Annotated in this window: 12 protein-coding genes; 8 read left to right on the top strand and 4 right to left on the bottom strand. The window is 63.9% G+C overall.

Going from position 1 to position 13,224, the window contains the following annotated elements:
* The 3 genes from acnA to VK804_RS23615 all read left to right on the top strand — a co-directional run.
* The coding region (gene acnA / locus VK804_RS23625) for an aconitate hydratase AcnA (RefSeq protein ID WP_325374729.1) at positions 1–2,074 on the top strand (2,074 nt) is incomplete at its 5' end.
* A 170-nt stretch (positions 2,075–2,244) separates the two neighbouring features.
* Positions 2,245–3,039, top strand: a complete 795-nt coding sequence (locus VK804_RS23620) for a DUF1223 domain-containing protein (protein ID WP_325374718.1) — start codon at positions 2,245–2,247, stop codon at positions 3,037–3,039.
* A 469-nt stretch (positions 3,040–3,508) separates the two neighbouring features.
* Positions 3,509–3,880: a DUF2794 domain-containing protein gene (locus tag VK804_RS23615; protein WP_325374716.1), complete on the top strand. Its 372-nt coding sequence runs from the start codon at positions 3,509–3,511 to the stop codon at positions 3,878–3,880.
* 90 nt (positions 3,881–3,970) lie between these two features.
* Here VK804_RS23615 and VK804_RS23610 read toward each other — a convergent pair whose 3' ends face one another.
* The 4 genes from VK804_RS23610 to VK804_RS23595 form a co-directional block, all read right to left on the bottom strand.
* Positions 3,971–4,504, bottom strand: a complete 534-nt coding sequence (locus VK804_RS23610; RefSeq protein ID WP_325374714.1) for a GNAT family N-acetyltransferase — start codon at positions 4,502–4,504, stop codon at positions 3,971–3,973.
* A gap of 198 nt (positions 4,505–4,702) precedes the next feature.
* A complete protein-coding gene (locus tag VK804_RS23605; RefSeq protein WP_325374713.1) occupies positions 4,703–5,494 on the bottom strand; it encodes a Bax inhibitor-1/YccA family protein in 792 nt (263 codons plus the stop codon).
* Between the two features lie 277 nt (positions 5,495–5,771).
* Positions 5,772–8,342 (bottom strand): ABC transporter permease, encoded by a 2,571-nt coding sequence (locus VK804_RS23600; protein ID WP_325374711.1) that lies wholly within the window; start codon positions 8,340–8,342, stop codon positions 5,772–5,774.
* Entirely contained in the window at positions 8,339–9,073 is a 735-nt protein-coding gene (locus VK804_RS23595) for an ABC transporter ATP-binding protein (protein ID WP_325374710.1), read from the bottom strand. The genes VK804_RS23600 and VK804_RS23595 overlap by 4 nt, the downstream gene beginning before the upstream one ends.
* A gap of 55 nt (positions 9,074–9,128) precedes the next feature.
* On the opposite strand from VK804_RS23595, the gene VK804_RS23590 reads away from it, so the two are divergent.
* From VK804_RS23590 to VK804_RS23570, 5 genes are all read left to right on the top strand, one after another.
* Complete coding sequence (locus tag VK804_RS23590; protein ID WP_325374731.1) at positions 9,129–9,776, top strand: arylesterase; 648 nt, start codon at positions 9,129–9,131, stop codon at positions 9,774–9,776.
* A 179-nt stretch (positions 9,777–9,955) separates the two neighbouring features.
* The gene (thpR, locus tag VK804_RS23585; RefSeq protein ID WP_325374709.1) at positions 9,956–10,492 is read left to right on the top strand and encodes an RNA 2',3'-cyclic phosphodiesterase; all 537 of its coding nucleotides are present in this window, start codon (positions 9,956–9,958) and stop codon (positions 10,490–10,492) included.
* Between the two features lie 243 nt (positions 10,493–10,735).
* Entirely contained in the window at positions 10,736–11,179 is a 444-nt protein-coding gene (locus VK804_RS23580; protein ID WP_325374707.1) for a hypothetical protein, read from the top strand.
* Positions 11,180–11,571: 392 nt separating this feature from the next.
* Complete coding sequence (gene zapE, locus VK804_RS23575) at positions 11,572–12,756, top strand: cell division protein ZapE (protein ID WP_325374706.1); 1,185 nt, start codon at positions 11,572–11,574, stop codon at positions 12,754–12,756.
* A 136-nt stretch (positions 12,757–12,892) separates the two neighbouring features.
* On the top strand, positions 12,893–13,224 hold a 332-nt coding region (locus tag VK804_RS23570; protein WP_414642837.1), incomplete at its 3' end, for a lactate/malate family dehydrogenase.

The raw sequence follows: 13,224 nt of genomic DNA, 5'->3' as shown, positions 1-13,224 counted from the left end.
GCTTGTCGGTACCGACTCGCACACCACCATGGTCAACGGCCTTGCGGTGCTCGGCTGGGGCGTCGGCGGCATCGAGGCGGAAGCCGCGATGCTCGGCCAGCCGCTGTCGATGCTGCTGCCGGAAGTTGTCGGCTTCAAGCTCAAGGGACAGTTGAAGGAAGGCGTTACCGCTACCGACCTGGTGCTGACGGTGACGCAGATGCTGCGCAAGCAGGGCGTGGTCGGCAAGTTCGTCGAGTTCTTCGGCCCCGGCCTCGATTATCTCTCGGTGGCCGACAAGGCGACCATCGGCAACATGGCGCCGGAATATGGCGCAACCTGCGGCTTCTTCCCGGTCGACGCCGCGACCATCGATTATCTGAAAACCTCGGGCCGCAAGGCCGACCGCGTCGCGCTGGTCACCGCCTACGCCAAGGCGCAGGGCCTGTTCCGCACCGCCAAATCGGCCGATCCCGTGTTCACGGAAACGCTGACGCTCGATCTCGCCGCCGTGGTGCCGTCGATGGCCGGTCCGAAGCGCCCCGAGGGCCGGGTCGCACTGCCGGCGGTCGCCGAGGGTTTTGGCACCGCGCTTGCGGGCGAGTACAAGAAGCCGGGCGAAGCCGAAAAACGCTTCGCGGTCGACAATCACAATTTCGATATCGGCCATGGCGACGTGGTGATCGCCGCGATCACCTCCTGCACCAACACTTCCAATCCGAGCGTGCTGATCGGCGCGGGCCTGCTGGCGCGCAACGCGGCGGCCAGGGGCCTCAAGGCAAAGCCCTGGGTCAAGACATCGCTGGCGCCGGGCAGCCAGGTGGTCGCGGAGTATCTCAGCAATTCCGGACTGCAGGCCGAGCTCGACAAGGTCGGTTTCAACCTGATCGGCTTCGGCTGCACCACCTGCATCGGCAATTCCGGCCCGCTGCCGGAAGAGATTTCAAAATCGATCAACGACAACGGCATCATCGCCGCCGCGGTGCTGTCGGGTAACCGAAACTTCGAAGGCCGCGTCAGCCCGGACGTGCAAGCCAATTATCTGGCGTCGCCGCCGCTGGTGGTGGCCTATGCGCTGGCGGGATCGGTGACCAAGAATCTGGCGGTCGAGCCGCTCGGCACCGGCAAGGACGGCAAGCCGGTGTATCTGAAAGATATCTGGCCGACCACGAAAGAGATCAACGCCTTCATGAAGAAGTACGTCACCTCGACGATCTTCAAGAAGCGCTACGCCGACGTGTTCAAGGGCGACACCAACTGGCGCAAGATCAAGACCGTGGAAAGCGAAACCTATCGCTGGAACATGAGCTCGACCTATGTGCAGAACCCGCCTTACTTCGAAGGCATGAAGAAGGAGCCGGAGCCGATCGTCGACGTGGTCGACGCGCGGATTCTCGCGATGTTCGGCGACAAGATCACCACCGACCACATCTCGCCGGCCGGCGCGATCAAGTTGACCTCGCCTGCCGGAAAATATCTGTCCGAGCACCAGGTGCGCCCCGCGGACTTCAATCAATACGGCACGCGGCGCGGCAACCATGAAATCATGATGCGCGGCACGTTCGCCAACATCCGCATCAAGAACTTCATGCTCAGGGGCGCCGACGGCAATATCCCCGAGGGCGGCCTTACAAAGCACTGGCCCGACGGCGAGCAGATGTCGATCTACGATGCCGCGATGAAGTACCAGGAAGAGAAGGTGCCGCTGGTGGTGTTTGCCGGTGCCGAATACGGCAACGGCTCGTCGCGCGACTGGGCCGCGAAGGGAACCCGGCTGCTCGGCGTCCGCGCCGTGATCTGCCAGAGTTTTGAGCGCATCCATCGCTCCAACCTGGTCGGCATGGGCGTGCTGCCGCTGACCTTCGAGGAAGGCGCGTCCTGGCAGTCGATCGGATTGAAGGGCGACGAGACCGTAACAATACGGGGATTGCAGGGAGACCTGAAACCGCGGCAGAAGCTGACCGCGGAGATCGTGTCCGGAAACGGCGCGCTACAGCGCATTTCGCTGCTGTGCCGGATCGATACGCTCGACGAACTCGACTACTACCGGAACGGCGGCATCCTGCAATACGTGCTGCGCAAGCTGGCGGCGTGAGGGTGCGCTATGACCGGCGGCTCACTGCGAAGTGAGTAGCGGGGCAGGGAGAGGCGGCCTATGAAAGGGCCGCCTTTGCTTTGAAAAGCGGGGTGCGTTCGGGGACGTTCCGCGTTCAGGAAGATTAAAATGTTGACGCTCGATGATGTAGGTGATGTCCGGTTACCGGTATGACAGTGATGATGGCCCATAGTTCGATCAGGCGTCGTTCGATTTCGCGTCATTCGATTTCGCGATGGTCGGGTGCGTTCGGCGTCTGCGCGATGATCGCAATCGTTCGGCCGGCCCATGCCGACCCGCGCGCGGTGATCGAGCTGTTCACCTCGCAGGGATGCTCGTCATGTCCGCCCGCCGACAAGATTATCGGCGAACTCGCCAAGGACCCGTCGGTGATCGCGCTGAGCATGCCGATCGATTACTGGGATTATCTCGGCTGGAAGGATACGCTGGCCGATGCGCGCTTCAGCGCCCGCCAGAAGGCCTATTCCCAGGTGCGCGGCGATCGCGAGGTTTACACGCCGCAAGTGGTGGTCAACGGATCGGTGCATGTGATCGGCAGCGACCGCGACGGCATCGAAAACGCCATCGACGCCACCAGGAAGGACGAAGGCGTGATGTCGGTGCCGGTGACGATGACGCAAGCCGGCAAGGAGATCAATGTTTCGGTCGCAGCCGCAGGCAAGGGCCCAGCCGCCATGCACGGCGAAGTCTGGATCTGCTCGATCTCGAAAGCGGTGCCGATTTCGATCGGCCGCGGCGAGAACAGCGGCCGTCAGGTGACCTACCACAATGTGGTGCGCAACCTGCTCAAGGTGGGCGACTGGAACGGAAAGGCCGGAAGCTGGACGGTGCCGCTGGAAAACATCTCCCGCGACGGCATCGACGGCGCAGCGGTGTTCGTCCAGGACGGCAGCCGCGACAAGCCCGGCCCGATGCTGGGCGCGGCCTACACGCCCCTGCACTGAAATTTACTTCTCGTCATTCCGGGGCGCGCTTCTTCAGCGCGAACCCGGAATCCAGCAGTTACCTGGGAGAGATTCCGGGTTCGCTCATTCAGCTGCGCTGAACGAGCGCCCCGGAATGATTGGTCCCCAAAAAGAAAAAGGACCAACTTTCGTTGGCCCAGTATGGGGATAATTCTCTGCGAACAGGCCCGATCCCGACGACCCCGGGGGGCTGGGGGCTGAGGAATCCGGAACCGAAAGGACCGGGCCAACGCAGGATTGTCTTGTCGCAATCCAGCGGGGCGGTCGGTTGGCGGAAGTAGGGCGGTATTATGATTGCGCTAACGATCCCGTGACGAGGTGTTTCCGGCTGGAAACGACGCACGGGACGATCCGTCGCGGGCCAAAGCGGGTTTGGCCGACTATCCGCCCCCTTGCAGCCGCGCGCCGTTGGCGCAATCATATAGCTCATGTGACAAGGAGGCGCTCCATGAGTTCGATGTCGGAGGAAGCCGATCCAAGCGAGAGCCACGCAGCGGCGCGCAACGCCGCTGCGGGTACTTTGCCGGGACGGGTGACGTTCAATCGTTTCGAACTCCATCGCATCCTCAATTTGTACGGCCGCATGGTCGCCGATGGCGAATGGCGCGACTATGCCATCGACTTCCTGCGCGACCGCGCGGTGTTCTCGGTATTCCGCCGCGCCTCCGAGGTGCCGATCTACCGCATCGAAAAAGATCCGCGGCTCGCGCGCAAGCAGGGCATCTACAGCGTGATCTCGGCCACCGGACTGATCCTGCGGCGCGGCCACGAACTCGACCGCGTACTGCTGGTGATCGACCGCAAGCTGGCGGTGGTGTAGCCATGAAATTCTTGTAGCCCGGATGGAGCGTAGCGCAATCCGGGGACGAACGAGGCACCGGCCCCGGATTTCGCAAGCGCTCCATCCGGGCTACGCTTCGGCCGGTACTGTCCGTCCGCCGTCGCCGAGCGCGAGCTGCATCATCACGGTGTCGAGCCAGCGGCCGAATTTGAAGCCGACATTGGGATGCGTGCCGATCATGTCGAATCCGCATTTCCTGTGCACGCCGATCGATCCGGCATTGGCGGAATCGCCGATCACCGCGATCATCTGGCGATAGCCGCGCGCCTCCGATTCCGCGATCAGCCGCACCATCAGCTGCAGGCCGATGCCGCGGCGATGGATCGCCGGATCGAGATAGACCGAATTCTCCACCGTAAAGCGATAGGCCGGCCGCGGCCGGTAGGCGCCGGCATAGGCGTAGCCGACCACGCGGCCGTCGAGGACAGCGGTGAAATAGGGAAAGCCGCCCTCCATCAGCACGGCGAACCGCCGCGTCATCTCGGCAAGGTCCGGCGGAATTAGTTCGAAGGTCGCCGTGCCGTGGAGCACCGCGTGTTGGTAGATAGCGGTAATCGAAGGCAGGTCGGCCGCGGTCGTGGGCCTGATCTCGAGCGAGGACATGACGAAAGGATATCAGTCGGCGGGGTTTGATCAACTTTCTTTCGTCATGCCCGGCCTTGTGCCGGGCATCCACGTCTTACTGGGGTTGCAGCAAGAAAGACGTGGATGGCCGGGACAAGCCCGGCCATGACGAGGTCGCAAAAGAAAAGCCCCGGCGGTGAGGCCGGGGCTCGAATTCGTCCGCTGAGGCTCAAGCGCTCAGTCGCGCTGGCCGAGCAGCTGCAACAGCAGCGTGAACAGGTTGATGAAGTTCAAATACAGCGACAGTGCTCCGAGGATGGACGCGCGTTCCGCTACCGCGCCGCCCTGCGAGGCGTAGCCGTAGATGTAGTCGTTCTTCAGCCGCTGGGTGTCGTAGGCGGTCAGCCCCGCGAACACCAGCACGCCGATCACCGACACCATGAACTGCAGCATCGAGCTGCCGAGGAAAATATTGACGAAGCTCGCGATGATGATGCCGATCAGACCCATGAACAGGAACGATCCCATCCCGCTCATGTCACGCTTGGTGGTGTAGCCGTAGAGGCTGAGCGCGCCGAAGGTCGCCGCGGTGATGAAGAACACCCGCACGATCGAGGTGTGGGTATAGATCAGGAAGATCGAGGACAGCGAAACGCCCATCAGCGCCGAGAACACCCAGAACAGCATCTGGGCGGTCGCGGGCGCGAGACGGTTGATGCCGGCCGAGATCGCGAACACCATCAGCAGCGGTGCCAGGATGAACAGCCATTTCAGCGGGCTCACGAACATCGCGTAGCCGAACGGCGTCAGGAAGGCGCTGCCGATCTTGGCCGCGGCGCCGGAGGGATCGCTGGTCACCGCCGCCATGTAGACACCGAGCGCGGCAAGCCCGGTGATGGCCAGGCCGATGCTCATGTAGTTGTAGATGCGCAGCATGTAGGCGCGCAGACCGGCGTCGACGGCCGCGGCGTCAACGCGCCCGGCGGCCCGGCCAAAAGGAGAATTATAATTGCGGTCTAGGTCCGACATTGTCGAATTCCCGTTGTTGGTCCGGCGGAGCGCAAGGGGTTTGCGGCGCCGGTCAGAAACCTATCTCAGATACCGCCGATGGCTGACATTAACTTTCGGTCATCAAGCGGCGTCCGACCCGATTGGTATGTGGGAATCTAGCACATCCGCTGCAAGCTTCCATGCGCGGCTGAATGTCGCTCCGGGAGCACGAATGACGGGTCGCGGACAATGCCCGGAGAGTCGCGGACAATGCCCGGAGAATTGCATTGGCGCGCGGCCAATTGTTTCCAGTTTGTCACAAATTGCGCAGCACCGTGGCCGGCTTCTGGTTGAGCGCCACCAGCGTTCCGGCGAGCCCAAGGCCCACCGTGACCAACAGCGCCGCCGCCACGACGCCTGCGGCGCTGCCGGCCTGCCAGACGAAGCTCAGCGTCATCAGGCGGGTCACGATCAGCCAGGCCGCCACCGACCCCGCAATCACGCCAAAAACCGCGGTGGCAAACCCGATCATCAGATATTCCAGCGCATAGGCGCCGATCAGCCGCGCGCGGGTCGCGCCCAGGGTTTTCAGAATTACCGCGTCGTAGACCCGGTGGCGATGGCCGGCGGCGAGCGCGCCGCCCAGCACCAGGATGGCGGAGATCAACGTCACCGCGCTGGCGCCGCGGATCGCCAGCACCAGGTTGGTGACGACGTTGCCGATGGTTTCCATCGCTTCGCGGACCTGTACGCTCGTCACCGTCGGGAAGGCGTCGGCGACCGCCTTGATGATCCGCGCATCCCCGGCCGAATCCGGATGGGTCTCGGTCAGGGTCGCGACATGGGTATGCGGCGCGCCCTTGAAGGCGCCTGGCGAGTACACCAGCACGAAGTTGATGCCCAGCGCCTGCCAGTCGATCGTACGCAAATTGCCGATGGTCGCCGGAATGTTGCGGCCGAGCACGTTGATGACGATCTCGTCGCCGATTTTCAGACCGAGCCCGTCGGCAATCTTCTTCTCCATCGAGACCAGCGGCGGGCCGTTGTAATCCGCGCCCCACCATTGGCCCTCGACTACCTTGGAGCCTTTCGGGATCTCGCCGGTATAGGTGAGGCCGCGGTCGCTCTGCAGCACCCATTCGGCGTCGGTCGAGGCCTTGAGGTCTTCCGCCTTGACGCCGCGGGCCGAGACGATGCGCCCGCGCAGCATCGGCACGTCCTCGATTGTCGATCCCGGCGCGGCGGTTTTCAGGAATTCGCCGAACTGGACGGCCTCGGCGGTCGGAATGTCGATGAAATAGAACGACGGCGCATGGTCCGGCAGCGCCGCCAAAAATTGCCGCCGCAGATTGCCGTCGATCTGGGTGATGGTGACCAATACCGCGAGCCCGAGGCCGAGTGACATCACCACCGATGGCGTCAATGCGCCCGGCCGGTAGATATTGGCGATCGCAAGCCGCAGCATGGTGAAGCGCGACCGCGGCAGGCGGCGTGCCGCAGCCATGACCGCGGCGGCGATGCCGCGCAACAGCACGAACACGGCCATCGAAGAGACGACGAACACGGCCGCGATCCGCTTGTCATAGGCAAGCCCGATCACGACCGCGATCAACAACGCGATCACCAAGGCCATCAAGACGAGATAGCGCCAGCGCGGGCGGTGCCATTCGGCTGTGATCTCTTCGCGAAACAGCGCCGCCACCGGCACGTCATGGACCCGGCCGAGCGGCCACAGCCCGAAGGCGAGCGCGGTCAGCAGGCCATAGACGAACGACAGCGCCAGTTCGCCCCCGTGCAGCGCCGGCACCACCGGCAGCGGCAACAGTTTGCCGAACAGCCCGACGATGACGAAAGGCAGTGCGGCGCCGGCGGCAAGCCCGATCGCGGAGCCAATTCCGGCGAGCACGATCACCTGGGTCAGATAGATTGCAAAGACATCGCGCCCGGTGGCGCCTAGCGCCTTGAAGGCGGCGATGACGTCGCGGCGGCGATCGATATGGCTCTTCACCGCATTGGCGACGCCGACGCCACCGACCAAAAGCGCGGCAAGCCCGACCAGAGTGAGGAACTGGGTGAAACGGCTGATGGTGCGCTCGAGCTGCGGCGAAGCATTGCTGCGGCTGCGGATGCCCCAGCCGGCCTGCGGCAACGCGCTTCTCGCCTCAGTGATGAAGGACTCGGTGGCGCGATCGCTGGCCGCGTTGTCGGGCAACTTCACACGGTAGAGCCAGCGCACCAGGCTGCCGGGCTGGATCAGGCCGGTGGCGCGCAGGCCGGCAATGCTGACCAGGAATCGCGGACCGAGACCGATGCCTTCGGCGAGCTTGTCGGGCTCGGCATCGACCACGCTTCGGATTTGAAAACTCGCGCTGCCGATGGTGACGAGGTCGCCGAGTTTCAGATCGAGCCGCGCCAGCAGCGTGGAATCGGCGGCCGCGCCGAACGCCCCGTCGCGCTCAGCCAACAGATCGGAGAGCGGCATGTCCGGCTGCAGCGTCAGTCGGCCGAGCGAAGGGTAGCTGTCGTCGACCGCCTTGAGTTCGACCAAGGCGAGCTTGCCGTCGGCGGCGCGCACCATGGTCCGCGACGTCGCCGCCACCGAGACCTCTCCATGCGCGCGCAGAAACGCGATTTCATCGGGCTTGGCTTCGCGCTGCATCAGGGAAAACGACGCGTCGCCGCCAAGCAGGGTGCGGCCCTCGCGCGCCAGTCCCTCGGCGAGGCTGGCGGCTACCGAGCCGACGCCGGCGATCGCCATCACGCCGAGCGCGATGCAGGCGATGAAGACGTAGAAGCCGCGCAGGCCGCCGCGTAATTCACGCAGCGCAAAGCGCAGCGCCAGCGACGGCGGACGGCGGCGTTCGATGGCTTCAGAAGCAATGGTCATGCGCCGGCTTTGCGATCCGCAGGCAGGGTGTCGATGCGGCCCGAGCGTAGCCGCACCACGCGATCGCAACGCTCGGCGAGCGCGGTGTCGTGGGTCACCAGCACCAGCGTCATGCCGCGTTCGGCGTGCTTGGTGAACAGGAGATCGACGATCTGCTTGCCGGTCGCCTCGTCGAGATTGCCGGTCGGCTCGTCCGCCACCAGGATGGCGGGATCGGGCGCCAGCGCCCGGGCCAGCGCCACGCGCTGCTGTTCGCCGCCGGACAATTGGGTGGGATAGTGGTGCAGGCGATCGCCGAGCCCGACCGAATTGAGTTCCTGCGCCGCGCGCTTCGCCGCATCGGGATTGCCGGCCAGCTCCAGCGGCACCGCGACATTTTCCAGCGCCGTCATGGTCGGGATCAGGTGGAATGACTGGAACACGATGCCGACCTGGCGGCCGCGGAAGCGCGCCAGCGCGTCCTCGTCGAGGGCATTGAAAGGGGTGCCATTGACCACCACCTCCCCGCTGTCGGGGCGCTCCAGTCCCGCCATCACCATCAGGAGTGTGGATTTCCCCGAGCCTGACGGCCCGATCAGGCCGATCGCTTCACCCCGTGCCACCCTCAGGCTGATATCCTTGAGGATATGAACGCGCGCCGGCCCCGAGCCGAGCGAAAGATTGACGTTCTCTATGGAAATGGTGTCCGGCTCGAGGCCGGCCAATGATGAGGAATCGATGAGACTGTCCATGGCTCGGTCATATGGCACTTCGGCTCGCCGGGTCGAGAGGCGGGCTTCGACGTTCGTGCACATACTCGTGTTGGGCCTGGCCTTGATGACGGCGGGGACGGCCCTGGCCCAGGGTCAGCCCGCCGCCGCGGCAAAGCCGATCAAGCTCGTCGTATTGGGTGATTCGCTGAGCGCCGGGCTTGGCCTGCCGGCCGCCACGGCATTTCCGGAGCGGCTTCAAAAATCCTTGAGATCCAAGGGGATGGCGGTCGATATCGTCAATGCCGGGGTGTCCGGCGATACCGCCTCCGGCGGCCGCGACCGGCTCGACTGGTCGGTGCCCGAGGGCACCGACGGCGTGATCGTCGAACTCGGGGCCAACGATGCCCTGCGCGGCACCGATCCGGCGGTCACCCGCGCGGCGCTGTCGGACATCCTGACGCGGTTGAAGGCGCGCGGGATCGCGGTGATGTTGTGCGGAATGCTGGCGCCGCCGAATTATGGCAGCGATTTTGCCGCGCGCTTCAACGCGATCTATCCGGATCTCGCCAAATCGTTCGGGGTGCCGCTCTATCCGTTTTTCCTGGAAGGTGTCGCCGCGGATGCGGCGCTCAACCAGGCGGACGGCATCCATCCGACGGCTGAGGGCGTCGACGTCATCGTCAAGAATATTTTGCCTATGGTGCAGGCATTTCTCGGCACGATTAGCGGGCAGCGCAGTTGAAAAGCGGGCAGCGCTAACCCTAACGCCGTGTTTTTCCGGGAGGTTTCCGATCTGTTAACGCTGCCTGCTTCGCAGAGTCACATAACTACTGTAGAAATCAGTGATCGGTGATTCGTCACCGGACTTGTTACAGGGCGTGATCTTTCCCGGGATCGGGCCCCAGCATCGGGAGTCTTGCGATGCCGCGTTTGTTTACTGGACTGGAAATTCCGGCCGAGATCGGCCAGACGCTTTCCAATTTGCGGGGTGGCCTTCCCGGCGCCCGCTGGATCGACCCCGAAAATTATCACCTCACCCTGCGCTTCATCGGCGATATCGATGGCATCGCCGCCAACGAAATCGCCTCGATGCTGTTTCGGGTCAACCGCAAGCCGTTCGAGGTGGCCTTGCAGGGCCTTTCCAGCTTCGGCGGCAAGAAGCCGCGCGCGGTGGTGGCCCAGGTGGTACCGAGCCGGCCGCTGATCGAACTGCAGGCCGAACTCGAGCGGCTGATGCAGCGCATCGGGCTCGATCCCGAGGGGCGCAAATTCACCCCGCATGTGACGCTGGCGCGGCTGCGCGACGCCTCCAACCAGGACGTCGCCGACTATCTGTCGGTGCGCGGCTATTTTCCGACGCGGGTGTTCACGGCCCAGCGCTTCGTGCTGTTCTCCTCGCGCGCCTCCACCGGCGGCGGGCCCTACGTGGTCGAGGATTCCTACACGCTGAGCGCGTGAGGCGGCAATCGCTGCGCGTGCTTGCACGGGATGGGCAAAGCGATCTGCGGCACCGGGGCGAGATTCCTTGAGAAGCCGCGAGATCTGGTACAGCCATTACTTCATCCGGATCTGCAAGGTCGAGCGTGACTACGGCCGGTCAGAGCCGTGAGCACAACCGCGCCTCTCGGCGGGTGCTTTGAACCGTCCTCGCGCCAACGTCGACTGAGCTTTATTGTCCAATCAGGACTGGAGACCAGACCAGTGTTCACCAAGCCCCTGCTCATTTCGTCCCTCATCATGCTCGCCGTGGTCTCGGCCGCCGGCGCGCAAACTGCGGGGCCGCTGCCCGATCCGAAGCCGACCTTCTCCCCCGGCATGTACGAGACCGAGGCGCGCAACTCGGCGCTCCCGAATGCGCCGGTCAAGAGCCGTCTCTGCATCGCGTCAGCTGATTATGGCGCCTTCCGCGACGAGGAGATCGGCCAGTACCGCAAGTCGGACCTGGTCAAGCAGGGCTGCAAGCTCGGCGAAACCGAGACGACCGAGAACGGCTTCAGGTTCACCTGGCTGTGCCCGGGGACCAAGTCGACCCTCACCTACGAGTTCAGCAAGGATCTGGTGCGACAGACTATCGAGGTGCTGGTCGCGGCAGCGCCGAAACAGTCCATCCTGACCATGATGCGGCGGGTCGGGGATTGTCCCTGACGGGAGAAGGGGAAGGCGCTGTTGCGGGCTCGTGGCTCACACCAGGAGGCAATCGGTCGGCGCTGGATTCACTTCCTGACTTCAGTTGGCATTTGCGCCGCATCATTCGTTGTTTCAGCCTTGGGACTCGCCGCCCGTCCGATTCAATCAAAGCTCATCCCGCTTCTCGTGCCCGGACGCTGTACAGCAAGAGTGCCGCGAGCCGGGGTCCACCCTACTTTGCATGGGGTTGTTTTCGCGATTTTGGTCCAGGCCCTGCCGCGCGCCCCCGAAGGGACGCTAAGCCGGGTCCGGGACACGAGATCGTTAGTCCGGGAGAGAGAACAAAGCGCATACCCCCAGCATCAATTCTCGGCTTGCATTTTTCTCCATGTTGAGGCCGAAAGGGGGGCATGCTGTCTCCTCCCGCCGCCTCGTTCCGCGCCCATTATCAGGCCCTGGTTTCCTCCGGCGCGATCGAGCCCGATGCCGCGCAGGCGAAGGCTGCCGACGCCTTCGCCGACCTCGAGCAGCGATTGTCGAACTACAAGCCCGTTCGCAAGCAGCGCCTGCTCGGCCGGCTGTTCGCCGACAAGAAGGAGGCGCCGCCGCGCGGGCTCTACATCCATGGCGAGGTCGGTCGCGGCAAGACCATGCTGATGGACCTGTTTTTCCAGCACAGTTCGGTTACCCACAAGCGCCGCGCCCATTTCCACGAATTCATGGCCGAGGTGCATGAGCGGATCTACGGTTACCGACAGAACATCGCGCGCGGCGAGCTCGCCGACGCCGACGTGATCGGTCTCACGGCGGCGGCGATCTTCGACGAGGCCTGGCTTTTGTGCTTCGACGAATTCCATGTCACCGACATCGCGGACGCCATGATCCTGGGGCGGCTGTTCGCAAGACTGTTCGAACTCGGCACCGTGGTGGTGGCGACCTCCAATGTCGCGCCGGAAGACCTGTATAAGGGCGGTCTCAACCGGGCGCTGTTCCTGCCCTTCATCAAGCAGATCTCCGATCATATGGACGTGCTGCGGCTCGATGCGCGCACCGATTTCCGGCTGGAAAAGCTCACTGGGGTGAAGATGTGGCTGGTGCCGGCGGATGCGAGCGCCGACGCTGCGCTCGACAAGGCCTGGGCCAAAATGACCGGCAATGCCAGATGCAAGCCACGCGACATTTCGATCAAGGGCCGCAGATTGCACGTGCCGTGTTCGGTCGACGGCGTGGCGCGGTTTTCGTTCGCCGATCTCTGCGAGAAGCCGCTGGCGGCTTCCGACTATTTGCGGCTCGCGCATGACTATCACACCATCATGGTCGACCACATTCCGGTGATGGATTATCCCGAGCGCAACGCCGCCAAGCGGTTCATCGCGCTGATCGACACGCTTTATGACAATGCCGTGAAGCTGATGGCCTCGGCGGCAGCCGAACCGCAATCGCTCTATCTGGCGACCGACGGCTATGAGGCCAACGAGTTCAAGCGGACGTCGTCGCGGCTGATCGAGATGAGCTCGGAATCCTATCTGGCGCTGCCTCACGGGCGCGGGGATTCTTCGGCGAGCGGATCGAGCGCCGGGCTGGTGGAGACTTGACGGCGTAAGCCGTCATTCCGGGGCGCGTGGCCCGACAATTGGGCACGCCGCGACTTGAACGGGCCGGTCGAAAGGGATAACCAGCCTGTCAGCTTTCTTGCATCCTCCCGCTTGACCTTCAAAGGACAGATTTCCCATGGCGCGCGACAAGATTGGTTTGATTGGCTCCGGTCAGATCGGCGGAACGCTGGCACACCTGATCGGCCTGAAGGAACTCGGCGACGTCGTGATGTTCGACATCGCCGAGGGCGTGCCGCAGGGCAAGTCGCTGGATATCGCGCAATCCTCGCCGGTCGACGGTTTCGACGCCCATTTCACCGGCGCCAATTCCTATGAGGCGCTCGACGGCGCCCAGGTCTGCATCGTCACCGCCGGCGTGCCGCGCAAGCCGGGCATGAGCCGCGACGACCTGTTGAGCATCAATCTCAAGGTGATGGAGCAGGTCGGCGCCGGCATCAAGAAATACGC

This window comes from Bradyrhizobium sp. (genome assembly GCF_035484855.1).
Taxonomy (GTDB): Bacteria; Pseudomonadota; Alphaproteobacteria; order Rhizobiales; family Xanthobacteraceae; genus Bradyrhizobium.
The sequence above is the reverse complement of the archived record's forward strand: the minus strand, read 5'-3'. Positions and strand labels throughout refer to the sequence as shown.

Excerpts from the sequence above, each read along its gene's own strand:
- VK804_RS23620 (WP_325374718.1), top strand. The coding sequence starts at position 2,245 with ATGACAGTGATGATGGCCCATAGTTCGATCAGGCGTCGTTCGATTTCG.
- VK804_RS23615 (WP_325374716.1), top strand. The coding sequence starts at position 3,509 with ATGAGTTCGATGTCGGAGGAAGCCGATCCAAGCGAGAGCCACGCAGCG.
- VK804_RS23610 (WP_325374714.1), bottom strand. The coding sequence starts at position 4,504 with ATGTCCTCGCTCGAGATCAGGCCCACGACCGCGGCCGACCTGCCTTCG.
- VK804_RS23605 (WP_325374713.1), bottom strand. The coding sequence starts at position 5,494 with ATGTCGGACCTAGACCGCAATTATAATTCTCCTTTTGGCCGGGCCGCC.
- VK804_RS23600 (WP_325374711.1), bottom strand. The coding sequence starts at position 8,342 with ATGACCATTGCTTCTGAAGCCATCGAACGCCGCCGTCCGCCGTCGCTG.
- VK804_RS23595 (WP_325374710.1), bottom strand. The coding sequence starts at position 9,073 with ATGGACAGTCTCATCGATTCCTCATCATTGGCCGGCCTCGAGCCGGAC.
- thpR (WP_325374709.1), top strand. The coding sequence starts at position 9,956 with ATGCCGCGTTTGTTTACTGGACTGGAAATTCCGGCCGAGATCGGCCAG.
- zapE (WP_325374706.1), top strand. The coding sequence starts at position 11,572 with ATGCTGTCTCCTCCCGCCGCCTCGTTCCGCGCCCATTATCAGGCCCTG.